This is a genomic window from Methylosoma difficile (assembly GCF_054657615.1).
The window spans coordinates 498662-522780 of record NZ_BAAHYJ010000001.1 but is presented as its reverse complement, the minus strand read 5'-3'; the positions used below and the strand labels follow the sequence as shown (position 1 = coordinate 522780).

At 49.3% G+C, this 24119-nt stretch carries 24 protein-coding genes; 9 read left to right on the top strand and 15 right to left on the bottom strand.

Annotated features, from left to right (window positions below; genetic code table 11):
- Window positions 1–11 precede the first annotated feature (11 nt).
- From uppS to rpsB, 5 genes are all read right to left on the bottom strand, one after another.
- Window positions 12–773 carry an undecaprenyl pyrophosphate synthase gene (gene uppS, locus ACYQ1O_RS02510; protein WP_459990054.1) on the bottom strand — a complete coding sequence of 254 codons (762 nt, stop codon included), beginning with the start codon at window positions 771–773 and terminating at the stop codon, window positions 12–14.
- Between the two features lie 14 nt (window positions 774–787).
- Window positions 788–1345, bottom strand: a complete 558-nt coding sequence (gene frr / locus ACYQ1O_RS02505) for a ribosome recycling factor (protein ID WP_459990053.1) — start codon at window positions 1343–1345, stop codon at window positions 788–790.
- Window positions 1342–2070, bottom strand: a complete 729-nt coding sequence (gene pyrH, locus ACYQ1O_RS02500; protein WP_459990052.1) for a UMP kinase — start codon at window positions 2068–2070, stop codon at window positions 1342–1344. Before pyrH ends, frr begins: the two co-directional genes overlap by 4 nt.
- Window positions 2071–2165: 95 nt before the next feature.
- Window positions 2166–3050 (bottom strand): translation elongation factor Ts, encoded by an 885-nt coding sequence (tsf, locus tag ACYQ1O_RS02495; RefSeq protein WP_459990051.1) that lies wholly within the window; start codon window positions 3048–3050, stop codon window positions 2166–2168.
- Window positions 3051–3150: 100 nt separating this feature from the next.
- Window positions 3151–3891: a 30S ribosomal protein S2 gene (gene rpsB, locus ACYQ1O_RS02490; protein WP_459990050.1), complete on the bottom strand. Its 741-nt coding sequence runs from the start codon at window positions 3889–3891 to the stop codon at window positions 3151–3153.
- Window positions 3892–4164: 273 nt separating this feature from the next.
- Between rpsB and map the strand changes: the two genes are divergently transcribed.
- The 3 genes from map to ACYQ1O_RS02475 all read left to right on the top strand — a co-directional run bounded on the left by map (window position 4165) and on the right by ACYQ1O_RS02475 (window position 8786).
- On the top strand, window positions 4165–4929 hold the full coding sequence (map, locus tag ACYQ1O_RS02485) for a type I methionyl aminopeptidase (RefSeq protein WP_459990049.1): 765 nt from the start codon (window positions 4165–4167) through the stop codon (window positions 4927–4929).
- A 3-nt stretch (window positions 4930–4932) separates the two neighbouring features.
- Window positions 4933–7569: a [protein-PII] uridylyltransferase gene (gene glnD / locus ACYQ1O_RS02480; protein WP_459990048.1), complete on the top strand. Its 2637-nt coding sequence runs from the start codon at window positions 4933–4935 to the stop codon at window positions 7567–7569.
- Between the two features lie 209 nt (window positions 7570–7778).
- Window positions 7779–8786, top strand: coding sequence for a cytochrome-c peroxidase (locus ACYQ1O_RS02475; RefSeq protein ID WP_459990047.1), 1008 nt, complete (start codon window positions 7779–7781; stop codon window positions 8784–8786).
- A 104-nt stretch (window positions 8787–8890) separates the two neighbouring features.
- On the opposite strand, the gene ACYQ1O_RS02470 is transcribed toward ACYQ1O_RS02475, so the two are convergent.
- Together ACYQ1O_RS02470 and ppx are read right to left on the bottom strand one after the other, a co-directional pair.
- A complete protein-coding gene (locus ACYQ1O_RS02470; protein ID WP_459990046.1) occupies window positions 8891–10129 on the bottom strand; it encodes a hypothetical protein in 1239 nt (412 codons plus the stop codon).
- 5 nt (window positions 10130–10134) lie between these two features.
- Window positions 10135–11634 carry an exopolyphosphatase gene (ppx, locus tag ACYQ1O_RS02465; protein WP_459990045.1) on the bottom strand — a complete coding sequence of 500 codons (1500 nt, stop codon included), beginning with the start codon at window positions 11632–11634 and terminating at the stop codon, window positions 10135–10137.
- A 141-nt stretch (window positions 11635–11775) separates the two neighbouring features.
- Here ppx and ACYQ1O_RS02460 point away from each other — a divergent pair, with 141 nt between their 5' ends.
- The 4 genes from ACYQ1O_RS02460 to ACYQ1O_RS02445 are packed head-to-tail and all read left to right on the top strand — an operon-like array spanning window position 11776 to window position 14972.
- Window positions 11776–12705: an ABC transporter ATP-binding protein gene (locus ACYQ1O_RS02460; RefSeq protein WP_459990044.1), complete on the top strand. Its 930-nt coding sequence runs from the start codon at window positions 11776–11778 to the stop codon at window positions 12703–12705.
- Window positions 12702–13466 carry an ABC transporter permease gene (locus ACYQ1O_RS02455; RefSeq protein WP_459990043.1) on the top strand — a complete coding sequence of 255 codons (765 nt, stop codon included), beginning with the start codon at window positions 12702–12704 and terminating at the stop codon, window positions 13464–13466. Before ACYQ1O_RS02460 ends, ACYQ1O_RS02455 begins: the two co-directional genes overlap by 4 nt.
- Window positions 13467–13513: 47 nt before the next feature.
- Window positions 13514–14110 carry a GNAT family N-acetyltransferase gene (locus tag ACYQ1O_RS02450; protein WP_459990042.1) on the top strand — a complete coding sequence of 199 codons (597 nt, stop codon included), beginning with the start codon at window positions 13514–13516 and terminating at the stop codon, window positions 14108–14110.
- Window positions 14100–14972 carry a carbon-nitrogen hydrolase family protein gene (locus tag ACYQ1O_RS02445; protein WP_459990041.1) on the top strand — a complete coding sequence of 291 codons (873 nt, stop codon included), beginning with the start codon at window positions 14100–14102 and terminating at the stop codon, window positions 14970–14972. Before ACYQ1O_RS02450 ends, ACYQ1O_RS02445 begins: the two co-directional genes overlap by 11 nt.
- On the opposite strand, the gene rpoS is transcribed toward ACYQ1O_RS02445, so the two are convergent.
- Both rpoS and ACYQ1O_RS02435 read right to left on the bottom strand, forming a co-directional pair.
- Window positions 14965–15933 carry an RNA polymerase sigma factor RpoS gene (gene rpoS / locus ACYQ1O_RS02440; protein ID WP_459990040.1) on the bottom strand — a complete coding sequence of 323 codons (969 nt, stop codon included), beginning with the start codon at window positions 15931–15933 and terminating at the stop codon, window positions 14965–14967. The genes ACYQ1O_RS02445 and rpoS overlap by 8 nt on opposite strands.
- 290 nt (window positions 15934–16223) lie before the next feature.
- Entirely contained in the window at window positions 16224–16730 is a 507-nt protein-coding gene (locus tag ACYQ1O_RS02435) for a DnaJ domain-containing protein (RefSeq protein WP_459990039.1), read from the bottom strand.
- Between the two features lie 79 nt (window positions 16731–16809).
- Here ACYQ1O_RS02435 and mobB point away from each other — a divergent pair, with 79 nt between their 5' ends.
- Both mobB and moeA read left to right on the top strand, forming a co-directional pair.
- Window positions 16810–17334 (top strand): molybdopterin-guanine dinucleotide biosynthesis protein B, encoded by a 525-nt coding sequence (gene mobB, locus ACYQ1O_RS02430; RefSeq protein ID WP_459990038.1) that lies wholly within the window; start codon window positions 16810–16812, stop codon window positions 17332–17334.
- Window positions 17331–18572: a molybdopterin molybdotransferase MoeA gene (moeA, locus tag ACYQ1O_RS02425; protein WP_459990037.1), complete on the top strand. Its 1242-nt coding sequence runs from the start codon at window positions 17331–17333 to the stop codon at window positions 18570–18572. The genes mobB and moeA overlap by 4 nt, the downstream gene beginning before the upstream one ends.
- Here moeA and yacG read toward each other — a convergent pair.
- From yacG to pilB, 6 genes are read right to left on the bottom strand one after another with little or no spacing between them, the layout of a single operon-like run.
- Window positions 18569–18757: a DNA gyrase inhibitor YacG gene (gene yacG / locus ACYQ1O_RS02420; protein WP_459990036.1), complete on the bottom strand. Its 189-nt coding sequence runs from the start codon at window positions 18755–18757 to the stop codon at window positions 18569–18571. The genes moeA and yacG overlap by 4 nt on opposite strands.
- Complete coding sequence (gene zapD / locus ACYQ1O_RS02415) at window positions 18757–19527, bottom strand: cell division protein ZapD (protein WP_459990035.1); 771 nt, start codon at window positions 19525–19527, stop codon at window positions 18757–18759. Before zapD ends, yacG begins: the two co-directional genes overlap by 1 nt.
- Before the next feature lie 16 nt (window positions 19528–19543).
- Complete coding sequence (gene coaE, locus ACYQ1O_RS02410) at window positions 19544–20137, bottom strand: dephospho-CoA kinase (protein ID WP_459990034.1); 594 nt, start codon at window positions 20135–20137, stop codon at window positions 19544–19546.
- 4 nt (window positions 20138–20141) lie between these two features.
- Entirely contained in the window at window positions 20142–21017 is an 876-nt protein-coding gene (locus ACYQ1O_RS02405; protein WP_459990033.1) for a prepilin peptidase, read from the bottom strand.
- A 19-nt stretch (window positions 21018–21036) separates the two neighbouring features.
- Window positions 21037–22254 carry a type II secretion system F family protein gene (locus tag ACYQ1O_RS02400; protein WP_459990032.1) on the bottom strand — a complete coding sequence of 406 codons (1218 nt, stop codon included), beginning with the start codon at window positions 22252–22254 and terminating at the stop codon, window positions 21037–21039.
- 2 nt (window positions 22255–22256) lie between these two features.
- On the bottom strand, window positions 22257–23972 hold the full coding sequence (pilB, locus tag ACYQ1O_RS02395; RefSeq protein WP_459990031.1) for a type IV-A pilus assembly ATPase PilB: 1716 nt from the start codon (window positions 23970–23972) through the stop codon (window positions 22257–22259).
- Between the last annotated feature and the right edge of the window lie 147 nt (window positions 23973–24119).

Here is a 24119-nt window from a genome sequence, read left to right as displayed (position 1 = left end):
GGTTATTAGGTTTAAGGTTTGGCGGATTGGTTGGCGATTTGTTCGCCGGTGTGGCCAAAGCGCCGTTGCCGGCTTTGGAAGCTGGCAATAGCGGTAGCCATCGCTTGCTCGTCAAAGTCAGGCCAAAGAGTTGGGGTAAAATACATTTCCGTGTAGGCCAGTTGCCAGAGCATAAAGTTACTGATGCGCTGTTCGCCGCCTGTTCTGATGAATAAATCAGGGTCTGGTATGCCTTGGGTGGCTAGATGCTGGTTGATGAGCTTGGCATCAATTGTTTGTTTTGGCAGTTCGCCACGGGACATTTTGTCGAATACAGCTTGGGCGGCTTGGCACATATCCCAGTGACCGCCGTAGTTGACGGCGATTACTAAGGTGAGGGCTGTGTTGTGTTGGGTTTGTGCTTCGGCTTCGCTCATCTTTTTTTGCAGTGCTTCAGCAAAGGCCGTGCGGTCGCCGATGAAGCGCAGGCAAATGTTGTTGCGGTCAAGCTTGTCGACTTCCTTTTGCAGGGTAGTCAAAAACAAGCTCATCAGCAACGAGACTTCTTCTTCAGGGCGTCGCCAATTTTCGCTGCTGAATGCAAATAAGCTGAGTACTTCGATTTTCCGTTTGGCGCAATATTCGACCATCTTTCGGACAGTGCTGACCCCCGCCTGATGCCCGAAAGCACGCGGCATAAAGCGTTTTTGTGCCCAACGTCCGTTGCCGTCCATGATGACGGCAATATGGCGGGGCAGGCTGGGTTCGGAGGGGGTTATATCATCACTGGACATGAACGGGTCTCGATTTACAAAGACAGCAAATCGGCTTCTTTGGCTTCCAGCAGCTTTTCGACTTCTTTAATGTATTGGTCGGTCAACTTTTGGATTTTTTCTTCGCCAGCGCGGGCTTCGTCTTCGGAAACCAGCTTTTCTTTTAAAGCGTCTTTAATTTCCGAATTGGCATCGCGGCGGATATTACGAATAGCCACACGACCGTTTTCCGCTTCATTTTTTACCACTTTGACCAAGCTGCGGCGACGTTCTTCCGTCAGCGGCGGCAAAGGAATGCGGATGACCATGCCGTTAACGGCAGGGTTTAAGCCTAAGTCAGACTTTAAAATGGCCTTTTCAATCGCTTGCACCATGGGTTTTTCCCAAGGTGTAATAGATAAGGTGCGGGCATCTTCAACGGCAATATTGGCAACTTGCGATAAGGCGCTGTCGGTGCCGTAATAATTGACGCTGATCTGATCCAATAAGCTAGGGTGCGCCCGTCCGGTACGGATTTTAGAAAACTCGTGTTTTACGGATTCGATGCTTTTGCCCATGCGGGTGGCGGCATCTTTTTGAATGTCGTTAATCATTGCTCTGTTCCTTTCTCAATTAGCGTACCGATGTCCTCGCCTTGCATGAGCCGCATAATAGCGCCCGACTCAAAAATATTCATGACCCGCATCGGCACATTGTTGTCACGGCACAGTACCAAGGCGGTGGTGTCCATCACGTTAAGGCGTTGGTCTAGGGCGTCGTCATAAGATAAGCGGGTGTACAGCACGGCATCGGCAACTTTGTGCGGATCGGCTGAGTAAACGCCTTTGACTTTGGTGGCTTTAATCATCAGATCGGCATTGATTTCAATGGCTCTGAGGCTGGCTGCCGAATCGGTGGTGAAAAATGGGTTGCCGGTACCGGCAGCGAATACCACAACACGGCCTTTTTCCAAATGGCGGACGGCGCGGCGGCGGATGTAGTCTTCACAGACCTGGTTGATTTTTAATGCGGACATGACCCGCACAGGCTGGCCTAAGAATTCCAAGGCATCTTGCATGGCTAGCGCATTAATCACGGTTGCCAACATGCCCATTTGGTCGCCGGTGACTCGGTCCAAGCCTTCGGAAGCTTGTTGCGAGCCGCGCAGGATGTTGCCGCCACCAATCACCAAGCCCACTTGCAGGCCCGCATCACATAATTCTTTAATTTCAATGGCCAGTCGTTTGACTATGCCAGCATCAATGCTTGAGCCTGACTCGCCCATTAACGCTTCACCGCTTAGCTTAAGTAAAATTCTCTTACAGATCAGTTGGGTCATTGTAGGGTAAGGGGTCAAAGTTTAAGGGGTAACCACGGAGTTTGTCGTGTTGCCACAACGGCTGTTTTGATACCTCCGTTGTGGCGGGTCGGAATTTAGTGGGCCCGTACTTGCGCCATCACTTCCTCTGCGAAGTTTTCTTCTTTTTTCTCGATGCCTTCACCGACTTCAAAACGGCTGAAGCGGATCACGGCATTGTCTTTGCTGGCAACTAATTTGCCGACGGTGACTTTGTCGTCTTTAACGAAAGGTTGACCGTTCAAGGTGATTTCCGCCAAGAATTTGCTGATGCGGCCCATGACCATTTTTTCAATGATTTCAGCAGGTTTTCCGCTTTCAGCCGCTTGTGCGCTGAAGATTTCCTTTTCTTTTTGGATGGATTCGGCAGACACTTGGTCTTCAGAGACGCACTCAGGTTTGCAAGCGGCGATATGCATGGCAACATCTTTGCCTAAGTCGCTGTCAGCTTTTGCCAATTCGACGATAACGCCGATTTTGCTGCCGTGCAGGTAGCAGGCGGTGCCGCCGTTTTCGGTTTGGAATTTTTGGAAGCGTCTGATGGTGATGTTTTCGCCCAGTTTTGATACCAAGCCACGACGCACTTCATCAACGGTGGCATCGCCTAAAGGCATTGCCAATAATTGTTCGTCAGTTTCGATGTTGGCGATTAACAAGCCTTCGGTGACGTTTTTAACAAAACCAACAAAGTCGTCGGCTTTGGCAACGAAGTCAGTTTCGCAGTTGATGTCAACAATCGCAACGGTTTTGCCGTCGCCGCTGACTTGAACGCCAATGATGCCTTCGGCAGCGATACGTCCGGATTTTTTGTCGGCGCGCGCCAAACCGGCTTTACGCATGTTTTCAATCGCCAATTCCATGTCGCCGTTGGCTTCAACCAAGGCTTTTTTACATTCCATCATGCCGGAGCTGGTTCTTTCGCGCAGTTCTTTTACCATGCCTGCGCTGATTGTAATACTCATGATTGTTTCCTCTAATGGTGTCGTCACTATAAAAACGCCCCCAAAAGGAGGCGTTCTTTGCTTTTAACTGCTTGGCAGGCACAGCCCGCCATTATTCAAATTATTCTGCTGCGGCTTCTTCAACAAAATCATCGGCTTTGGCTGATAAGCTCAAAGTGGCTGATTTGGCTTCCAAGATGGCGGCTGACACGCTTTCGCAGTACAACTTAACGGCACGGATAGAGTCGTCATTGCCAGGAATGACGTAGTCGATTTTTTCTGGTGAGTTGTTGGAATCGACAATGCCGACCACGGGGATGCCTAATTTTTTGGCTTCGCCAATGGCGTTCTTTTCGTAGCCTACGTCAAGAATGAAGATGACATCAGGGATGCCTTTCATGTCTTTAATGCCGCCTAAGCTGCGTTCCAATTTTTCCAGCTCGCGCTCCATGCCCAAAGCTTCTTTTTTGCCGAAACGTTGGTACAGTGTGCCGTCTGCTTTCATCGCTTCCAATTCTTTCAGGCGTGCGATAGATTTTTTGATGGTTTTGAAGTTGGTCATCATGCCGCCCAACCAGCGATGGTTGACGTAGGGCATGCCACAACGAGCGGCTTCTTCGGCAACCACTTTACGGGCCGCTTTTTTAGTGCCAACAAACAAGATGGTGCCTTTGTTTGCGGCCATTTGACCCAAGTAGTTCATTGCGTCGTTGAACAATGGAAGCGTTTTTTCCAAATCGATGATATGGATTTTGTTACGTGAACCGAAAAGGTAGTTAGCCATTTTGGGGTTCCAGTAACGGGTTTGGTGTCCAAAGTGGACGCCCGCTTCAAGCATTTGACGCATGGATACAGCTGCCATTTATTTCTCCTAAGATGATTGCCGGGATAGCGCCCGACTGGGTTGAGCCTCCGCTTGCCCCGATCAGCAACCGGCAACATCGTTAAATGAGCCAGCACCCTGCTAAACGTGACGACAAACGTGAGTATTAATTAAAAAATGAACTTAGCTTTATACCATAATTAGCTTTTTACAACAAGCCAATCTCTGTTAAACTCAGCGAAATTGCCTGAGCGTATTACTGGGTTTCAGGCGGTATTATCACTAGACAGAGCCATCCTTAAGCTAAGAAACATGAGCATCGTAATAAAAACTGCCGCTGAAATTGAAAAAATGCGTGTTGCCGGACGCTTGGCGGCTGAAGTGCTGGAAATGATTGTGCCGTATGTTGTGCCGGGCGTAACCACCGACCAGCTGAATCAAATATGCCACGATTACATCGTCAACGAACAGCAGGCTATCCCTGCGCCGCTCAACTACCACGGTTTCCCCAAGTCGATTTGCACCTCGATTAACCAGCAGGTTTGCCACGGCATTCCTTGCGAAAAAAAGCTTAAATCGGGCGACATTGTCAATGTTGATATTACGGTCATTAAAGACGACTATCACGGTGACACCAGTATGATGTTTTGTGTCGGTGATGTTAGCGCCCACGCCAAACGCTTGGTAAAAATAGCCCGCGAGTCAATGTTCTTAGGCATCGAGCAGGTCAAGCCTGGCGCAACCTTGGGTGATATTGGCTTCGCCATCCAAAAGCATGCCGAAAGCAACCGTTATTCAGTCGTTAGGGAGTTTTGCGGACACGGTATTGGCAAAAAATTTCACGAAGAGCCGCAAGTGCTGCATTACGGCAAGCCGGGAACCGGGGAGACATTGGATGCTGGCATGATAATCACCATCGAACCGATGATTAACTTGGGCAAACGCCATGTCAAAGTGCTGGCGGATGGTTGGACGGCGGTCACCAAAGACCGCAGCCTGTCCGCGCAGTGGGAGCATACCGTGCTGGTCACTGACACGGGCTATGAAATTCTTACCCTACGCAAAGAAGAAATGTAACCCATGGATAATTATCAAGCCTTGTTCGCGCAGACTGACAGCGTTTCTGCCTTTAAGCAACTGCTCAAACAAAAGGATGCTGAGCTGCAGGAAAGGTTTGACCCGTTCAATTCGGTTTCCGACTTACTGAAAGAAAAGTCGGATTTTATCGACGGCTTATTATCGGCGGCTTGGCAGCATTACTTGGGCCCACACGCCGCGCAGTTGTGTTTGATTGCCGTTGGTGGTTATGGTCGCCGCGAATTGTTCCCTTATTCGGACGTGGATATTGTTGTCTTGTTGGATACTGGCGACACCGCCCCGTTTCAGGAAGCATTAAGCGGTTTGTTTACCTTCCTTTGGGATATTGGCCTGAAATTGGGGCAGAGCGTCCGCACGATCGAACAATGCCTACAGACCGCGCTGGCCGAGCAAACGGTGATGACCAGCCTGATGGAGTTGCGTCTGCTGCAAGGCAATTACCGGCTTTTTGAGGAGCTGAAAGACCGTACTTCCCCCGACAAAATCTGGCCTTCCGATTTGTTTTTTGCCGCCAAAATGGAAGAGCAACGCCAGCGCTACAGTAAATTCCACGACACCGCTTATAACTTGGAGCCGAATGTCAAAGAAGGCCCGGGCGGTTTGCGCGATATGCAGGTGGTGGCTTGGGTGTTCAAGCGCCATTACAACTCATCCACGCTTAAGGAGCTGATTAAATACGGTTTTATGCCGGAATCGGAATACAACGAGCTGATTGCCGCCCGCGATGTCTTGTGGCGTATCCGCTATGCCTTGCATGTGATGACCCAGCGCGGCGAAGACCGCTTGATTTTTGATTACCAGCGCGATCTGGCCCACCAGTTCGGTTTTGGTGGCGAACAGCAACGCAACAACCAAGCGGTCGAACAGTTCATGCAGTTTTATTTTAAAACGGTGCAGGGCTTGGAACGGCTGAATGAGATGCTCTTGCAGCTCTTCAATGAACGTTTTGTTTGCGGCGAGGCCGGAACAGGCTGTCGTCCGGTTGACATCAACGACCATTTTGTTGCCATCAATGGCTATTTGGAAGCGGTTGATGATGAGGTTTTTGAGCGTGAACCGCTGCTGCTGCTGGAAATTTTCTTGCTGTTGCAAAAAAATGCCAGCTTGCAGGGCGTGCGCGCCACCACCATCCGCTTGATCCGCAAAAACCTGTATCTGATTGATGATGCATTCCGTGCCAACAAAACGGCTAACCGATATTTTATAGAAATTTTCCGTCAATCCAACTGCATCACCCATTTGTTGCGGCGAATGAACCGCTACGGTGTGCTGGCGGCGTATCTGCCATCATTCGCCAATATTGTCGCCAGAATGCAGTACGACCTGTTCCACATTTATACGGTGGACGAGCATACGCTGTTCGTGGTGCGTAATTTGCGGCGTTTTTCAATGACCGAACATGCCCAAGAATTGCCGTTCTGCTCAACCATTTTCGAGTTGATCCCCAAGCCGGAAGTGTTGTATTTGGCGGCTTTGTTCCATGACATCGCCAAAGGCATGGGTGGTGACCATTCTTCCATCGGCGAAGATATTGCCGCTGCTTTCTGTAGCCAGCATGGCTTGTCAGTGCAGGACACCAAATTGGTGTCTTGGTTGGTCCGCAACCATTTGATGATGTCGATGACCGCGCAGCGCAAAGACATCAGCGATGCCGATGTGGTGCATGAGTTTGCCTGCCAAGTGGGCAATGTCAACTACCTCAACCACTTGTATTTGCTGACGGTGGCGGACATCCGCGCCACCAGTCCGGAATTGTGGAATTCTTGGAAAGATTATTTGCTCAGGGAGCTGTACACATCAACGCAAGCCGTGTTGCGCAAAGGCTTGCAAAATCCGGCGGCGATAGCGGATCGTCTGCGCGAAAACAAAAGGGAAGCCAAGGATGAGCTGCTTAAATTGGGCATGGACGAAGCCACGATTGATGCCACATGGGAATTCGCGCCTGATGATTATTTCCTGCGTTACAGCGCCGATGAAATCGCTTGGCATAGTCAAGCCATTGCCACCTGCGGTAGCGAAGATTTGCCATTGGTGCTGTTCCGCCCACTGACCCAGCGTGGCAGTGCCGAGGTGTTTGTTTACACCAAAAACGAAGGCGCCATCTTCTCGCTCAGCACGGCGACGTTAGATCAGTTGGGCTTGTCGATCCTCGATGCCCGCATCATGACCACGCAAGACGATTATGTGCTGAACAGTTTCCAAATTCTGGAACAGTCGGGCGAACCCATTAACGACAGTTGCCGCCAAGAACATATTTGCGCCTCGCTGCGCCACAATTTGGCTAAGCATGAGGTATTGGAACGCCGCAACATCCATCGCCAATCCCGCCAAGCCAAGCATTTCCCTATTCCAACCAGTATTGGTTTTCAGGCGGATGGCCTTAACCGGCATACGGTGATGGAGTTGATTACCACGGATCGCGCCGGATTGTTGTCAAAAATCGGTCGGGCTTTTATCCAGCAAGGCATTAACCTGCACAGCGCAAAAATCACCACGATTGGCAGCCGCGTGGAGGATATGTTTTACATCACTGATATGAATGCCCAACCTATCAATGATGAGGCCAAACAGGCGTTGATCCGCGAGAAAATCTTACAAACCTTGGATGGTGACGCCTAGGGCGCTTGCCTTGGCGGATTTGGCGTGCGTGAACTTGCGGCATTGTGCCGTCATGGTAATTTCATTGTATCTTGTGAGTAATCTATTTTACAATTCAAGCGGGTATACAAGTTAAAAGCGGCATCAAACCAATCTGCCCGAACAGATATAGCAGGGCTGATGCCGCCCTGATTAACACTATTTTAATAATAAAAATTTGGAGAATGGTTATGTTCAAAATTCGCTTATTGGTTACTGCATTGGCATTAGCCGGTTCTGTCTCTGTTGCTTCTGCATGGGAAGCTTTACCAACCGAAGCCACTGCACCGGCTGACAACGAAACTACCCCCGCCAAAGTGGCCTTAGGGCAAATGCTTTATCACGACCCACGCCTGTCATCGACTGGCACGGTTTCTTGCTCTTCATGCCATAACACGATGTTGGGCGGTGAAGACAATCGTCCTAACTCGATGGGCGTTAACGGTCAAACAGGTGGGCGTAGTGCGCCAACCGTTTGGAATGCTGCCTTTAACACTGTGCAATTCTGGGATGGTCGCGCGCCAAGCTTGGAAGCCCAAGCAGCAGGCCCGGTCACCAATCCGATCGAAATGGGTATGAAAAGCTGGGATGACGTGGTTGTCCGTTTGAAAGAAATCGGCGGCTACAAAAAAGCCTTTGACGAAGCCTTTGGCGGTGCGGATTCCATCACAAAAGACAACGCCACCAAAGCCATTGCCGCTTACGAGCGCACTTTGATTACACCCAACAGTCCTTACGACCGTTATGTCAAAGGCGAAACCCACGCGCTGACTGAACAACAAGTGCGCGGTATGGAAAAAATGCAAGAATTGGGCTGCACCAGCTGCCACAGTGGCCCAGCATTTAACGGTGCGGGCATGTTCCAACGTTTCCCTGTGTTTGAAAACGGCTTCTTCGCCGCGCAATACCATTTCAAACAAGACAAAGGTTTGGCTGAAGTCACTAAAAACGACGCCGACAAACATCTTTGGAAAGTGCCAACCTTACGTAACATCGCGTTGACGGCACCTTATTTCCATAACGGTTCGGTCAAAACGTTGGAAAAAGCGGTTGAAGTAATGGGCAAGTCGCAGTTGAACAAAGACCTGACTGATGCTGAAGTGGCTGATATTGTTGCGTTCTTGAACGGTTTGACCGGCGAGTTCCCTAAACAGACCATGCCAACTTTGCCAGGCACACCAGGCAAAACCTTTAACTAAGCGGGTTTTAGCCGCTGGCTTTGGTTCTTTTTCCAAGGCCCGTTAAGCAAGTCTATTCGAGGGGCAAAAAAATCGTTTTTTTGCCCCTCTTCCGTTTCTGGCGGTTATTGCCCATAAATGGGCGCAGCCGCAATCCTTGCTTCAATCTCTTGTGAAAGCTTTTGATATTCAGCACTTTGTGTTGAGCCAAAACGCTTGGCAAATTCTTCTGTGCTCATGTGTTCGGGCAAATCGCTAGGGTCTGGCATAAAGGCTTGATAGTCCTTGATATTTGCCATAGCTTGCTGAAACTTCTGGGCGCTTTCCGGCGCAGTTGCCATTAAGCCAAATCGTGTGCCGGCTTTATCGGCAGCCAAATCGACAAAACTAAAACCACTTTTGCCTTGGGCATCGTGCAGTTCTTTTTCTACGCCAACAGCTTCCGAGACTTGTACGCTGACTGACGCGGTAATGGCTGCCGAGCTGACGAAATGCTGGGCCAAGTCGGTACGTTTATAGAGAAAAACTGGATGATAAGGCGCATGCCTTGTTTGTTCAGGATCGAAACGGTTGATGTAATCGTTGACGGCAGCAATTGCCCAACGATTTTCGGCGACAGCGGTTTCCGGTGTCGAGCGTTGCAAAGCCAAGGCAAACAAGGGTTGCAGCAGTTCCGCTAAGGACAGACGCCACTTGGGGTCATGCTTGGCGATGGCTTCGGCAAGTTTTTCCCGATAAATGTCGGGCGGCGGGTTTTCGCCGTTGTAAGTCAAAAAGTTGCGTGCTTGGATGAGCGATTCGCGGCTGGAAAAGTAGGTAATGACAATTTTTTCGGCGCTAATGTCCACCGCCTTAATGGGGCGGGTGGCGAGAATAAAGTAGTTGTTCAGTTGCGAATGGCTGATGCCCCAATCAATGGCAAGCGCCGCCAGATAAGATGGCAGCAGCAAGCTGCCGGCCTTAAATTTGGTGATGGTGGGCAATTGGTGTCCTTCCACATTGCCTAGGCGCAAGGTGATGTTCAGGTATTTGCCCAGCTTATTTTTGGGCAAGGTGGTGGTGACAATAAATTTCAGCTTATTTTCTTTAAGTGAAATGTCCACCGCGCTTTTGCTGTAGCGGTTAAGTAAATAATTGGCAGCCAGGATGAGGTCGTCGCCGCTTAGCTCGATAGTGCCGATTTCATCCGGTTTGGTTTTGGAGCCTTCGTGGAGGATTTTCTTGGCGCGGGCTATTTTATCGGGGCTTAGCGTCCAGCCCAATTGCACATCCGGTTCATCGCTAACGGCAAACAGCACGATGCTGGCGCAAAAAAGCGTGAGCGCAATCAGGCTGTAGGCCAAAATGCGTAGCAGTAACTTCATAAGCCTTAAGAGAAGGTCAAGCTATAGCCGGCGGCTTTCAGGTATTCGGATTCCAAGTTCAAATCGGCGAGCGTCAGCGGTGATTGTGCCAACCAGCCTTTAGGGAAAGCCAAAGTCAGTTTGTTTTTTGCCAAAGTAATTTTAACATCTGGCAAATCTTCTTCATGGCGGTTGCGGTGCAGCAAGACGGATAAACGCAACAGCAAGGTCAGCAAGGCGGCATGGCTGTTCCAAGGTGCCGGCAGTTCGCTAAAGCGCGCTGAGGCAAATTTACGCCGATGTGAACGGATGATGGCGGACAGCAGCAGTTGGTCTTGTTTGGAAAAACCCGCTAAGTCGGCGTTTTCAATGATATAAGCGCTGTGTTTGTGGTAGCCGCTGTGGGCAATGTCGCGGCCTATTTCATGCAAATCAGCCGCCCATGCCAAAAATTGCCAAGCGGTTTCGTTGTTGAACGGGTAAGCCTCTTCATCAAATTGCGTCAGGAAGGCTTGCGCCGTGTGCTTGACGCGCAGGGCTTGGGCTTGGTCGATATGGTAACGCTCCGCGACCGTTTGTACGGTGGCGGCACGGATGTCGTGGTCGTAAATACGCCCCAACAAATCTTGGATCAGACCTTCCCGCAACGCGCCGTCGGAGATGGTCATTTGCTCGATGCCCAGCGTTTTGAAGCTGGCGTAGGCGATGGCGACACCGCCTGGGAAAACCGGCAGGCGTTCGGTATCCAGCCCTGGCAAATTCATCTCGCTGACGTGGCTGCAATTGCTGATGTGGTTCACCAGCCGCTCCAAGGCTTCGCGGGTGATGCCGTTGTTGCACCAGCCCGCCGCTGCCAATACGCGCGCGATGGCCCGCAGGCTGCCGGATGCGCCAATGGCCTGTTCCCAGTGTTCGCAGTGGAAGCGCAGTTCGACGGGTTCCAGTTCTTGTTCTGCGAACAACACGGCTTTTTTCATGGCCTCTTTTGAAAGCTTGCCGTCTTTGAAGAACAACTTGCTGACGGTGACACAGCCCATGTGCAGGCTTTCTTTGTCGTGCGGCGTGCTGTCCGAGCCGATAATGTATTCGGTGCTACCGCCGCCAATGTCAATCACTAAGCGCAAGCCGGGGATATTGCCCAAACTGCCCGCCACGCCCATGTAAATCATGCGCGCTTCTTCAATGCCGGAAATGATGTCGATAGGATGGTTTAAGGCTTTTTCGGCGGACTGCAAAAAGCCTTGGATGTTTTTTGCCGTTCTGAGTGTGTTTGTTCCCACCACGCGCACGCTGCCCGGCGGAAAGTTGCGGATACGCTGCCCGAAGCGTTCCAAGCAGGCGAGCGCGCGTTGTTGGGCGGCTTCGTCGAGTAGGTTGTCTTTGTCGAGACCAGAAGCGAGGCGCACCATTTCTTTAAGGCTGTCTAGTGTTTGTAATTGCCCGTTGTGCAGGCTGCAAACAATCATGTGGAAGCTGTTCGAACCTAAGTCTAAGGCGGCAACAATTTCGGGCGGATTCTTGGGCATGTGCGGTCCAGTTTTGTCTACGGAAAGGCGATTTTCTGATAAGATTGCTAGCTTTTAGCCAGCCATGTCCAGCATTTTACAATGGATGGGCAGTCCACTTAACCTTAAATTTGACGGCTGCCGTTAATTGATTGTTTTAGCATGAATGCACTTTCGATAAAAAATCTTAAAAAAACCTACCAAAACGGCTTTGAAGCCTTAAAAGGCATTGATTTGGATGTGCAGGCGGGCGATTTTTTTGCTTTGCTGGGCCCTAATGGTGCTGGCAAATCGACCGCGATTGGCATTATCAGCTCTTTGGTGACCGCCAGCAGCGGCTCGGTCAGCATTTTTGGTCATGATCTACAAAAACAGCGTGACCAAGCCAAAACCTGCATCGGCCTGGTGCCGCAAGAAGTCAATTTTAACCAATTCGACACTGCTAAAAGTATTGTCCTCAACATGGCGGGCTATTACGGCATGCCCCGCAAACTGGCCTTGCAGCGTACTGAGCATTGCCTAAAGCAAATGGATTTGTGGGATAAGCGCGATACTGTGTCGCGGCGTTTGTCAGGCGGTATGAAGCGTCGGGTGATGATTGCCCGCGCCATGGTTCATGCACCTAAGTTGCTGATTTTGGACGAACCCACTGCCGGTGTTGACATTGAAATCCGCCGCTCCATGTGGCAAATGATGGAGCAAGTCAACCAAGAAGGCACGACCATTATCTTAACGACGCACTACCTGGAAGAGGCCGAAAGCCTGTGCCGCAATATTGCCATTATTGACCAAGGCCGCATTGTCGAACATTCCGATATGAAAAGCTTGTTGGCGCGTTTGCATGTTGACCATTTTATTTTGGACTTGGCAAAGCCGTTGGCGGTCGCGCCGGTGATTGACGGCTACTTTATTGAACGGGTTGAAGACCATATCCTCAATGTTTCGGTCCCTAAAGAATTGGGCTTAAACCGCTTGTTTGCCGAGCTTTCCCTGCAAAATATCGAAGTTATCAGCTTAAAAAACAAAAGCAACCGCTTGGAGCAGCTGTTTATGGATTTGGTCGACAGCAAAAGCGCAGGAGTGCAATCATGAATACCGGCATTGCCTTCCGCACCATTGTTTATAAAGAAACCAAACGCTTTATCCGCATTTGGCCGCAAACCTTGTTGCCGCCCGCGATCACGACGGCCTTGTATTTTTTGATCTTCGGCAAACTGATTGGCGGTCGTTTGGGCGACATCCACGGCGTCAGCTATATGGATTACATCGTGCCGGGCATTATTTTGATGTCGGTCATCAGTCATGCTTACTCCAACGTGGTGTCATCGTTTTATTCGACAAAATTCCAGCGCAATATCGAGGAGTTATTGGTGGCGCCTGTGCCGAATTGGGTGATTTTGGCAGGTTATGTCAGCGGCGGCATTGTCCGGGGGGTGTTGGTGGGAGGCGTTGTGGCGTTGATCTCCATGCTCTTTGATCCGCTGGAGTTCCAGCATCCTGCCATCGCCATCAGCATTGCTTTGCTGACGGCAATCTTGTTCTCCTTGGCAGGTTTCATCAACGCCATTTTGGCCGAAAGTTTTGACGACATTTCCATCATCCCTAATTTTGTGCTGACACCGCTCAGCTATTTGGGCGGGGTTTTTTACACGGTGGAAATGCTGTCTGAAACGTGGCAAACCATCTCTATGGGCAACCCGATTTTGTACATGGTCAATGCCTTCCGTTATGGCCTGATTGGCGTGTCCGATGTCGATGTCACGCTGGCATTTGTCATCACCGGCGGTTTTATTACCGTGTTGGTTTTGTTTAGCCTGTTCTTGTTGCACCGCGGTACAGGCATTAAAAATTGATGTGGTTCCGTTAAAATGATCGTTTTGTTTATTTTCCTTTTTCAGCTATGACCCAAATCCGTATTGAACGATGCAGCGGCAAAGCACTGGAACGTTATATCCCAGAATTGGCGCGCCTTAGAATTGAAGTATTCCGCGAGTTTCCGTATTTGTATGACGGTACTTACGAGTATGAAGAAAAATATCTGCAAACCTACTTAAATTGCGAACAAAGCGTCATCGTTTTGGCTTTGGATGGCGACAGCGTCGTGGGCGCATCGACAGCTATTCCCATGCAATTTGAAACGGAAGAAATGCAAAAGCCGTTTCTTGACCACGGTTATGTTTTGGAAGAAGTGTTTTATTGCAGCGAATCGGTATTGAATAAAAATTATCGCGGTCTAGGAATTGGCGTGCGTTTTTTTGAAGAACGCGAAGCCCATGCCGCTGAACTGGGCGGCTTTAGGCATATTACCTTCTGTTGTGTCGAGCGGCCTGTTGACCATCCGCGCCGACCTGCCGATTATGTGCCGCTGGATAAATTCTGGAACAAACGCGGCTATTTTAAGCACGCTGAATTGCACACCAGCTATCTATGGAAAGATTTGGATGACGATGAGGAAACCGCTAAACCCATGACTTTTTGGTTAAAAGATGAACGTTAAAATTGCCGCCGCCCAATATGATGTGGGCTTTTTAGCCAATTGGCACGAATACCGCCGCAAAGTCGAGCGTTGGGTGGTGGATGCCGCCGGACAACAGGCGAAAATTTTGCTGTTCCCCGAATACTTCAGTATGGAGTTGGCATCGCTGTTTGGCGTGGACGTGTATTCGTCGTTAAGCAAACAGCTGGAAGCCTTGCAAACTGTCCACCAAGATTTTTTGGACTTGTTCCAAGGTTTGGCAAGCGAACAGGGTTGCATTATTCAAGCTGGCACCTTCCCCGTGCAGATGGATAGCGGCGCGTACCGCAACCGCGCTTATTTGTTGATGCCGGATGGTCGCATTGAATTTCAAGATAAGCTGATGATGACCCGTTTTGAAAACGAGCATTGGTTTATCCAAGCAGGCGATGAATTAAAAACCTTTGCGACCGAATACGGCACTATCGCGATCAACATTTGTTATGACAGCGAGTTTCCGCTACTGGCGCGGCAACAAGTGGCTGCCGGTGCAAACCTGATTTTAGTGCCAAGTTGTACGGATACTGTGGCGGGTTATCATCGGGTAAAAATCGGTTGCCAGGCGCGGGCGTTGGAAAATCAATGCTATGTGGTGCAATCTCCGCTGGTTGGTTTGGCGCCGTGGTCGGAAGCGGTGGATGTCAATGTGGGGGCTGCGGGCGTTTACACGCCAGTGGATCGTGGTTTTCCTGATAACGGCGTGTTGGCAATGGGCGGGTTCAACCAAACCCAATGGCTATATTCCGAGGTGGATTTGGACAATTGCGCGACGGTGCGCGAACAAGGCCAAGTGTTCAATTACCGCGACTGGCCTTTGCAGGCAGAAAAACATCTGCTCAGTTAAAAATGGATTCAAAAGAATAGCCTTGCGTGTGCAAGATTTCTTTTAGGCGTTTGAGTCCGTCCATTTGGATTTGCCGGATACGTTCACGGGTGACGCCCAGTTCTTGGGCCACTTCTTCAAGGGTTTCTTCGTCGTAGCCGCAAAGGCCGTAACGTCGGCAAATCACTTCCCGTTGTTTTTCAGGCAGTTCAAAAACCCAGCCGGTGATGTTTTTGCGGATGCCGTCTTCTTGCAGGCGTTCGTCATGCGGCAGATCGGCCTCGTTGGTGATGGTTTCTACTAGCGGTTTGTCGATGTCTTTGCTGGTGGGAACGTCAACGGACGTGACGCGCTCGTTCAGCTTGAGCATTTTTTCGACTTTATCGATGGGTTTGTTGAGATGTTTGGCGATGTCTTCGGAGCTAGGCGTGCGATCCAGCTGTTGAGCTAGCTGCCGTTGCGCCTTTAAGTAGACATTCATTTCCTTGACGATGTGGATGGGCAGGCGGATGGTGCGGGTCTGGTTCATGATGGCGCGTTCAATCGCCTGTCGTATCCACCAGGTTGCGTAGGTAGAAAAGCGGAAGCCACGTTCCGGCTCAAACTTTTCGACGGCGCGAATTAAGCCCAGATTGCCTTCGTTAATCATGTCCAGCAATGGCAAGCCCCTGTTTAAGTAACGGCGCGATATTTTCACCACCAAGCGCAAATTACTTTCAATCATAATGCGGCGGGCTTCTTTGTCGCCTTGCTGTATTTTGGTGCCGTAGTATTTTTCTTGATCGGCGGTCAGTAGTTTTGAGCGTCCTAATTCGTTAAGGTAAACACGGGTGGCGTCAAAGTCGCCACTTCTGGTCTTTTCGGCAATGATCTCGGTTTCTGCGCTTTCAGATATTGAAATGTCATCATCTTCATCAAAAGCAAGGTCTTCTTCAAGAATTACAATGTCGTCGTCCGTCGGTTCTAATAATTCTTCATTCATAAATAACTCGCGGGGTTATTATTTGGGTTGCTCTGGTGGTGATAATGCCGTATTGGCGTTTTTTTCGATAGGAATGCCAGTTAGGCAAAAATAATGCCTGCGGGTGTTTGCCGGGATTTAAGTGTTGTTGGAATCACAAATGTTTCACTGAGACAAATCTAAGAATAACTTTAACATTATTCTAGTTTTTATTGAAATAATTGATTTTTCAGCTAGCGGATTTTTGTCTTTGGGTTTTCAATTGAAGTGCGGCACAGTGGTCATAAAAATGAATGGGATGCTCTTCTGCATCAGCTTGAAGCGCTTAATTTTTCAAGTAAAAATGCTTTGGCTTGGTTGACTTTGGTGGCTAAGTAATCGCTGCCTCCTCTATCCGGGTGAATTTTTTGCATGAGCTTTCGGTGTGCGGCGATGACGCTTTCTTTTGACGCGCCTGGCTTTAAGCCCAGTATTTCGTAAGCTTCTTGCTCAGACATGCGAGCGTTGTGTTGGCGGGTTTGGCGACGTTGATCTGAGTGTTGTTGCCCATGTTTTGTCTGGTATTGCATCCACAAACGGTGCAGCTGAGGAGCATGGTGCAGCACGGCAGGCAATACTCTAAGGGTAAATGCCAAGCCAATGCCGATTACCGCAAATAGGCCATTTAAGTGACCTAAAATGGCCAAAACGGTCAGTGTTGCCCCAATGGTAATGATGCCCGCATAACGAAGCTGCTTGTTTGTAATTCGACGGCCTAGGAGGCGAGTTATGAAAAATAAGCCGGCAAGCATTAGCAACACGAACACAATACGGATCAAAATGGCCTCCAGTTAATGAGAGTCCGATCATAATACCTTAGAATACCCTGATGCGATAACACTGGGAGTTTACTTGAACATGCGCCATGCCCGCGTCCCCCTTTTAGGTTTTGCTGCATTTAGCGGAACCGGTAAAACCACTTTGCTCACCCAACTGATCCCTTTGTTAAAGCAACAAGGCCTCAATATTGGCATTATTAAGCATGGGCATCATGATTTTGACATCGATATTCCCGGTAAAGACAGTTTTCGCTTGCGCGAAGCGGGAGCAACACCGGTCATGATTGTCTCCAGTCGCCGACGGGCAATGATTACTGAAATCACCCCCGCGCAAGACCCTTGCCTGGACGATCAATTGGCGTTGTTTGACCAAACCGGTTTGGATCTGTTGCTGGTCGAAGGCTTTAAGTCCGAACCTTTCCCTAAGATTGAATTGCATCGGGCATCGTTGGGCTTGCCGTTGCTTTATCCTGATGATCCCGCGATTGTCGCCATTGCTTGCGACGCCCCTTTACCATCCCCAATGCATTTACCGCAATTGGATTTGAACCAGCCCGCGGACATAGCGGCTTTTATCACTGTTCGTTTTTTGGATAAACCATGATTGATACTTGTAGCCTTGATAGCCAGCCTTTGCTGACACTAGATCAGGCGTTAGAAAAAATTCTTGCCGCTATCGAACCATTAAGGGCGACAGAAACCTTGCCTTTAGCCGATGTTTTGGGCAGGGTGCTGGCTGCCGCCATTTATTCACCCATCAACATGCCGTTTGAGCGCAATGCTGCGATGGATGGCTATGCCTTTGCCCGTGCCGATGCTTGCGCCAGCGGCTTCAGTCTGGAGTTGGTCGGCGTCAGTTGGGCAGGGCGGCCTTTTTTAGGGATGTTAAAAAAAGGTCAATGTGTACGGATTTTTACCGGGGCGGTCGTGCCTGAAGGCGCGGATTCGGTCGTCATGCAAGAACACGTGACGGTTCAGGGGGCGCAAATCCATTTCCCTGAAAATGAGGCTTTGCTGCAAAACGTCCGTTCGCCTGGTGAGGATGTCCGGCAAGGTGCGTGTTTGATGGCTGCCGGTAAAAAATTGGGTGCCTATGATTTGGCTTTGTTGGCTTCAGTTGGTGTGGCGAACGTTGATGTGGTCCGGAGTGTGCGTATCCGCTTTTTCTCTACAGGCGACGAGTTGATGGGCTTGGGGCAAGCGTTAAGTTCTGGCAAAATTTATGATAGCAACCGCTATTTATTGGCGGGATTGCTGGTTGATCCGGCTCATGCCTCTGATGATGGCGGAGTGGTTGCTGATGATGAGGCGGTTTTGGAGCAGATGTTGGTGGATGCGGCTCAATATGCCGACGTTATTATCACAACGGGCGGCGCATCGGTGGGTGATGCTGATTACGTGAATGCGGTGCTGGCGCGTTGTGGGCAGGTCAAATTTTGGAAAATGGCGGTTAAACCTGGTAAACCTGTCGCATTTGGCCGCTTAGGGGGCGCTTATTTTTTCGGTTTGCCAGGCAATCCGGTAGCCGTTGCCGCTACGTTTAGCCAATTATTGCTTCCGGCGTTGGCGAAGCTATCGGGTTCGATGCCCGTGCAGGCGTTAAGGCTGCAAGCCGTTTGTGGGAGTCCGCTTAAAAAAGCTAAGGGCCGCTTGGAGTTTCAGCGCGGCATTTTAAGCCAATCGGAGGCGGGTATCTGGCAGGTGGTGTCGGCAGGCGGGCAAGGCTCTAATATGCTGGGATCATTAAGCCGTAGCAATTGTTTTATTGTTTTGCCTGCCGATTGCGGCGGAGTGGCGGCGGGCGATTGGGTGACGGTGGAGCCGTTTGCCGCTAGGCTTTAGCTTTCTTCAAACGGGATGTCATCAAAGCCGATGGGGTCGCCAGGAATTTTCTTTTCTTCCATGACCCATTCGCCCAAGTCGATCAGCTTGCATTGCTGGCAACAAAAAGGCTTGAAGGTTTGTTCGGCAAGCCAAGGTACAGGCCGTTTGCAAGTGGGGCATTTGACAATAAGCGGATTGCCCATTAGAAGACACAGCAGGTGAGGGCGAAGGGGATGTCGTCAGGTGACTGTGTGGGGCGTTTATCTTCTTCTGAGGGGGTCATAAAACGGATCGAACAGCGGTGTTTGCCGCCGCTGATTTCGGCAAAGCAGGCCAACGAACGGTCAATGTCCACTTTTAGCAGTTGGTATGCTTGGTTGCGGTCCAAAGAAAACTGGAAAAACCCGGCGCAGGCAATTTCTTTGGTGGGGGCGTTGCTGTTGCGGATAAAGTTTAAGATCAGGTCGATAGCAAGCTGGATTTCGTTGAACGGGCTGATCCAGTTGGCTAAATCTTCCTGTCTGGAGGCTTCGTCTTTTTCCAGCCAATAATGGTATTCGGGCAAGTCAAATGAGCAAGTGCCGCCGGGAATCGAGCTGCGCTGGACGATGCTTTGGAACAAATCGCTTTCCATGACATGCAGGCCAATTTTGCCGTTGATGGCGTAGAGTTTTTGGCTGATTTGCGAGAGTTCTTCCAAAATGGCTTCAAGCTTGTCTGCGTCGACACCTTCGTTATCGGCAATTTTATTGAGGGCTTTGGCGTTGCGGTCCAGTTCTTTCAATATTTCCGATTTTAAGTCGTTGCGTCGGATGATGGACATGACATCCAATAAGCTGGCAATGGCCGCGCGTTTGTCGGCAACGGTGGTTCCTTGGGAGAAATGGTTGAATTGGTTGAAAAGCTGTTCAAGCCTTATGAAAACCCGGATGCGTTCGTTGAGTGGAAATTCATAAGTTATGGAGGTGTTCACAGACAAGTTAGCCCTGCTATTTGCTAAGAGAAATATACAAATTGTGCAGTTTTTTAATTTGTTCTGCAAGCTTGTCTTGATTGTCTGAGTTGTCAACAATATCGTCCGCATGGGCAAGCCTAAATTCACGGCTTACCTGGCTGGCAATAATCGCATGGATAAGTCCGTCGCTGAGCGAATCCCGTGCTTTGATGCGGCTGATTTGTTCCTGTTCAGGGCAGTCGATCACAGCGATGCGGTCAATAAAATCGGTAACACCGGTTTCGAACAATAGCGGGATGGCAATGATGCAATAGGGCGCGTTCAAGGCGTCAGCATCACTTCTTAGCCGCTGGTAGACCAATGGGTGCAAAAGGGCTTCCAGTTTGGCTTTTTGTGATTGATCGGAAAAGATTTTTTCCCTAAGGTGGGCTCGGTTTAGCGAGCCATCGGCATTTAAAATGCCTGCGCCAAAGTGTTGGGCGATTTGCTGCAATGCGGGTTGGCCTGTGGCAACCAATTGGTGGGCAATGATGTCGGCATCTAAAATAGGGGTACCCAGCGCGGCGAAAAACTGGGTAGCCGTGCTTTTGCCACAACCGATGCCGCCGGTGAGGCCGACCTTTAGCATGCCCTTATAGACCTGCGTAGTTTAAATACCAGCGGTTGATGTCCGTCCCCCAAAGCATGGCAATCCAGCCTGCCGCCGCCAAGTATGGGCCAAATGGAATCGGGATGTTGTGGTCGCGCTTAACAAAAATCATCATAGAAATACCAATGACCGCGCCAACCAATGATGATAAGAGAATTATCAATGGCAAATACTGCCAACCTAACCAGGCGCCGAACAGCGCCAGCAATTTAAAGTCACCAAAGCCCATGCCTTCTTTGCCGGTGGCAAATTTAAATAGGTGGTAAACCATCCGTAAGCCCATATACCCGGCTACTGCGCCAATAATACTGGTATGAGCATCGGTAAATACGTTAAACAGGCTTAAAATCAGACCCAGCCAAATAAGGGGGAGATTGATCGAGTCCGGCAGCAAATGGTGGTCTATGTCAATGAAGCTGAGTGCAACCAGCGACCAGGTCAACAAAAGGGCAAAGCCACATTGTGCGGAGTAACCAAAATGCCAAGCGACAAAAACGGACAGCAGGGCGGTGAAGGCTTCAATCAACGGATAACGCGATGAAATCGGCTGGCTGCAGGCAGCACACCGGCCTTTTAACAACAGGTAACTGACAACCGGTAGGTTTTGGTAAGGCTTAATGGGGGTTTGGCAATTTGGACAGCGTGATAACGGCACCATAAGATTGAACGGTTCGTCATCGTCGGTTGGATTAGGCTCAAGCTGCAAATATTCAGTGCATTCCTTACGCCAATTCCGCTGCATCATGATCGGCAGCCTGTAGATGACGACGTTAAGAAAGCTGCCGACCATCAGGCCGAATAGACCTGCCAGTGCGGCAACAAGATACGAGTTATAGGCCAGTAATTCTAACAATAGCATGAGGAATCGGTCTGTGGTTTTAAATGGCGGAGCCAAGCTTGAAGATTGGCAAGTACATGGCAACAATCAAGCCGCCAACCAAGATACCTAATACCACCATAATCATCGGTTCCATTAAGCTGCTTAAGTTATCGACCATGTTGTCGACTTCTTCTTCGTAAAAATCTGCCACTTTACCGAGCAGGTCATCAATTGATCCAGATTCTTCGCCGATGGCAACCATTTGTTGAACCATATGCGGCCAAATGCCGGTTTGCTGCATGGCAAATTGCAAGCGTTGACCGGTGGCGACATCTTCGCGCATTTTTAGTACCGCCTCAGCATAGATGATGTTGCCGCAAGCGCCGGATACGGATTGCAATGCATCGACCAAAGGCACGCCGGCTGCGGACATTGTGGATAGTGTCCTTGAAAAACGGGCAATTGCGGATTTGTTGATGATATCCCCGACTATGGGTACGCTCAATAACATCCTATCCAGAAAATGGTTAAATTTTCTGGAGCGTTTTTTAAAGTAATCAAATACATAAAAACCGCCAACAAGAATTAAAATAATAACCCACCACCATTCTTGAATCCATTTGGACATATCAATGACCATACGGGTAAAGGCAGGCAGATCAGCACCAAAGCTTTTGAACAGGTCTTCGAAAATGGGTACAACAAATATCAACAAAATGGCGGTGACGATAACGGCAACCGCAATAACAGCTATCGGGTAGGTCAGAGCCTTCTTGATTTTTTTCTTCATAGATTCTGTTTTTTCCTTGTAAGTGGCGATTTTGTCCAATAAGGTTTCTAAAACCCCTGCTTGCTCGCCTGCTTCTACCAAATTACAAAACAGTTCGTCGAAATAAACCGGTTTTTTATTAAGCGCCTCCGCTAAAGTGTCACCACCTTCAATATCGGCCTTGATGCTCAGCAGCATTTCTTGCATGCTAGGATTTTCATGTCCTCTGCCAACAATATCAAAGGATTGTACTAATGGTACGCCAGCCGCTAACATGGTAGCCAATTGCCTCGAAAAAATAGCAATGTCGCCTGTCGTAATGGCTTTTTTTCTGGCTGCGAACAGTGGTTGGGGCTTTTTTCGTATTTTGGTGACACGGATACCTTGACGGTTCAGCTGGATTTTGGCTGACAATTCATTGGCAGCACTGACTTCGCCTTTGGTTTTTTTTCTGGCTTTATCCAAGCCTTCCCAAACAAAATCTACTAAATCAGTTTTTTGAGCCATTGTTATTCCTTAGTTACCCTGTCGAGTTCTTCCAGACTGGTGATGCCTTGGCGAACTTTGTTTAACCCCGATGCACGCAAATCGTTAATACCTTCAGAAGCAGCTAGCAGCGTTAGCTGTAAGGCATTTCCTCCCTCCAGAATCAATTTCCGCATATTTTCACTGAGCGTCATTACCTGATAAATACCCACACGGCCTTTGTAACCGTTCATACAGCTATCGCAGCCAACCGGACGGAAAATAGTCAGGCCGGCTAGCTCCTCTTTTTTTAAGCCAGCGTCCAGCAAAACCTTTTCAGGAAAATCGGCAGGTGCTTTGCATTTTTCGCACAAACGTCTGGCAAGACGTTGTGCCATGATTAGGTTGACCGCCGAAACAATGTTAAATGGCGCCACGCCCATTTGCATTAACCGGTTTAGCGTTTGCGGTGCGTCGTTAGTGTGTAGTGTCGACAATACCAAATGGCCTGTTTGCGCCGCCTTTACGGCAATATCGGCGGTTTCCAAGTCTCGTATCTCACCGACCATGATAATGTCAGGGTCTTGTCGTAAGAAGGCTCTAAGTGCACTGGCAAATGTCAACCCCGCCTTGGCATTGACGTTAACCTGGTTGATGCCTTCTACGGTGATCTCCACAGGGTCTTCGGCAGTAGAAATGTTGCGGTCAATACTGTTAAGTATATTTAATCCGGTATAGAGCGATACCGTTTTCCCGCTACCCGTAGGTCCTGTTACTAACACTAGGCCATAAGGTTTATGGATGGCGTCTAAAAACAGTTTTTGTTGTTCGGGTTCAAAGCCTAGTTTTTCGATACCCAGTTGTGCGGCTGTTGGATCCAATATCCGTAAAACCACTTTTTCACCAAACAATGTCGGACATGTGTTGACACGAAAGTCGATGGCGCGGGTTTTCGACAAAATCATTTTGATACGGCCGTCTTGCGGTATGCGGCGTTCGGCAATATCCATTTTCGACATGACCTTAACGCGGGAAATGATTCGTGTGGCAATATTGGCGGGCGGGCTGGCGACTTGGTAGAGCATGCCATCGCCCCGAAAACGGATACGGAAGTTTTTTTCGTAAGGCTCCATATGGATGTCGGATGCGCCTTTTTTGATGGCGTCCAACAGGATTTTATTGACGAAGCGGACGATAGGGGCATCATCAATATCGGCATTGGCATCGATAATATTGCCATCATCTTCGCCACCCGTGGAAATGTTTAAGCCATCCAGGTCATCATCAATGAGGTCTTTCATGGAAGTGTCAAGAGCTTCCAGAGCAACTTCTATCGCTGCGGACAGCTTGCTTTCTTCAACCAGAATCGTTTCTGGCTGCATTAAGGTTTGGAATTTGATGTCATCCAATGCTTGCACATTGGTTGGGTCAGACATAGCCAAAAACACCGTTTTGCCGCGCGACATCAAGGGCAAGGTGTGGTATTTGCGGATAAGTTTTTCGCTCACCAATTTTATGGGCAAGCTGCGGATATCAATCGCGTCCAAATCCAGCAAGGGCGTGCCAAATTCAATCGAGGCTTTGGCGGCAATGGATTTGCTGTCGAGAATTTTATTGCTGACCAAATAAGTGATTAAAGAGGTCTTATTTTGCCTGGCCTCTTTTATAAAGGCTCTGGCGTTGCTTTCCGAGATCAAGCCAGACTCGACTAAGCATTTTGAAAGACCAGTAAATTTAATTTCCGATGGTGCAGCGGCCATAGTTGTATTGATTATTTATATTAATAACAAAAATATAGTTTAAATAAGGGCTTTGTCTAGGATGCAGGGTTGATGGAAACAAATCCCCGTTTGAATTGCAAGCTTAGCAGCTATTCAAACCCGTTTTAGTTATCCATCAGCATTAAC

Excerpts from the sequence above, each read along its gene's own strand:
- uppS (WP_459990054.1), bottom strand. The coding sequence starts at position 773 with ATGTCCAGTGATGATATAACCCCCTCCGAACCCAGCCTGCCCCGCCAT.
- frr (WP_459990053.1), bottom strand. The coding sequence starts at position 1,345 with ATGATTAACGACATTCAAAAAGATGCCGCCACCCGCATGGGCAAAAGC.
- pyrH (WP_459990052.1), bottom strand. The coding sequence starts at position 2,070 with ATGACCCAACTGATCTGTAAGAGAATTTTACTTAAGCTAAGCGGTGAA.
- tsf (WP_459990051.1), bottom strand. The coding sequence starts at position 3,050 with ATGAGTATTACAATCAGCGCAGGCATGGTAAAAGAACTGCGCGAAAGA.
- rpsB (WP_459990050.1), bottom strand. The coding sequence starts at position 3,891 with ATGGCAGCTGTATCCATGCGTCAAATGCTTGAAGCGGGCGTCCACTTT.
- map (WP_459990049.1), top strand. The coding sequence starts at position 4,165 with ATGAGCATCGTAATAAAAACTGCCGCTGAAATTGAAAAAATGCGTGTT.
- glnD (WP_459990048.1), top strand. The coding sequence starts at position 4,933 with ATGGATAATTATCAAGCCTTGTTCGCGCAGACTGACAGCGTTTCTGCC.
- ACYQ1O_RS02475 (WP_459990047.1), top strand. The coding sequence starts at position 7,779 with ATGTTCAAAATTCGCTTATTGGTTACTGCATTGGCATTAGCCGGTTCT.
- ACYQ1O_RS02470 (WP_459990046.1), bottom strand. The coding sequence starts at position 10,129 with ATGAAGTTACTGCTACGCATTTTGGCCTACAGCCTGATTGCGCTCACG.
- ppx (WP_459990045.1), bottom strand. The coding sequence starts at position 11,634 with ATGCCCAAGAATCCGCCCGAAATTGTTGCCGCCTTAGACTTAGGTTCG.
- ACYQ1O_RS02460 (WP_459990044.1), top strand. The coding sequence starts at position 11,776 with ATGAATGCACTTTCGATAAAAAATCTTAAAAAAACCTACCAAAACGGC.
- ACYQ1O_RS02455 (WP_459990043.1), top strand. The coding sequence starts at position 12,702 with ATGAATACCGGCATTGCCTTCCGCACCATTGTTTATAAAGAAACCAAA.
- ACYQ1O_RS02450 (WP_459990042.1), top strand. The coding sequence starts at position 13,514 with ATGACCCAAATCCGTATTGAACGATGCAGCGGCAAAGCACTGGAACGT.
- ACYQ1O_RS02445 (WP_459990041.1), top strand. The coding sequence starts at position 14,100 with ATGAACGTTAAAATTGCCGCCGCCCAATATGATGTGGGCTTTTTAGCC.
- rpoS (WP_459990040.1), bottom strand. The coding sequence starts at position 15,933 with ATGAATGAAGAATTATTAGAACCGACGGACGACGACATTGTAATTCTT.
- mobB (WP_459990038.1), top strand. The coding sequence starts at position 16,810 with ATGCGCCATGCCCGCGTCCCCCTTTTAGGTTTTGCTGCATTTAGCGGA.
- moeA (WP_459990037.1), top strand. The coding sequence starts at position 17,331 with ATGATTGATACTTGTAGCCTTGATAGCCAGCCTTTGCTGACACTAGAT.
- yacG (WP_459990036.1), bottom strand. The coding sequence starts at position 18,757 with ATGGGCAATCCGCTTATTGTCAAATGCCCCACTTGCAAACGGCCTGTA.
- coaE (WP_459990034.1), bottom strand. The coding sequence starts at position 20,137 with ATGCTAAAGGTCGGCCTCACCGGCGGCATCGGTTGTGGCAAAAGCACG.
- ACYQ1O_RS02405 (WP_459990033.1), bottom strand. The coding sequence starts at position 21,017 with ATGCTATTGTTAGAATTACTGGCCTATAACTCGTATCTTGTTGCCGCA.
- ACYQ1O_RS02400 (WP_459990032.1), bottom strand. The coding sequence starts at position 22,254 with ATGGCTCAAAAAACTGATTTAGTAGATTTTGTTTGGGAAGGCTTGGAT.
- pilB (WP_459990031.1), bottom strand. The coding sequence starts at position 23,972 with ATGGCCGCTGCACCATCGGAAATTAAATTTACTGGTCTTTCAAAATGC.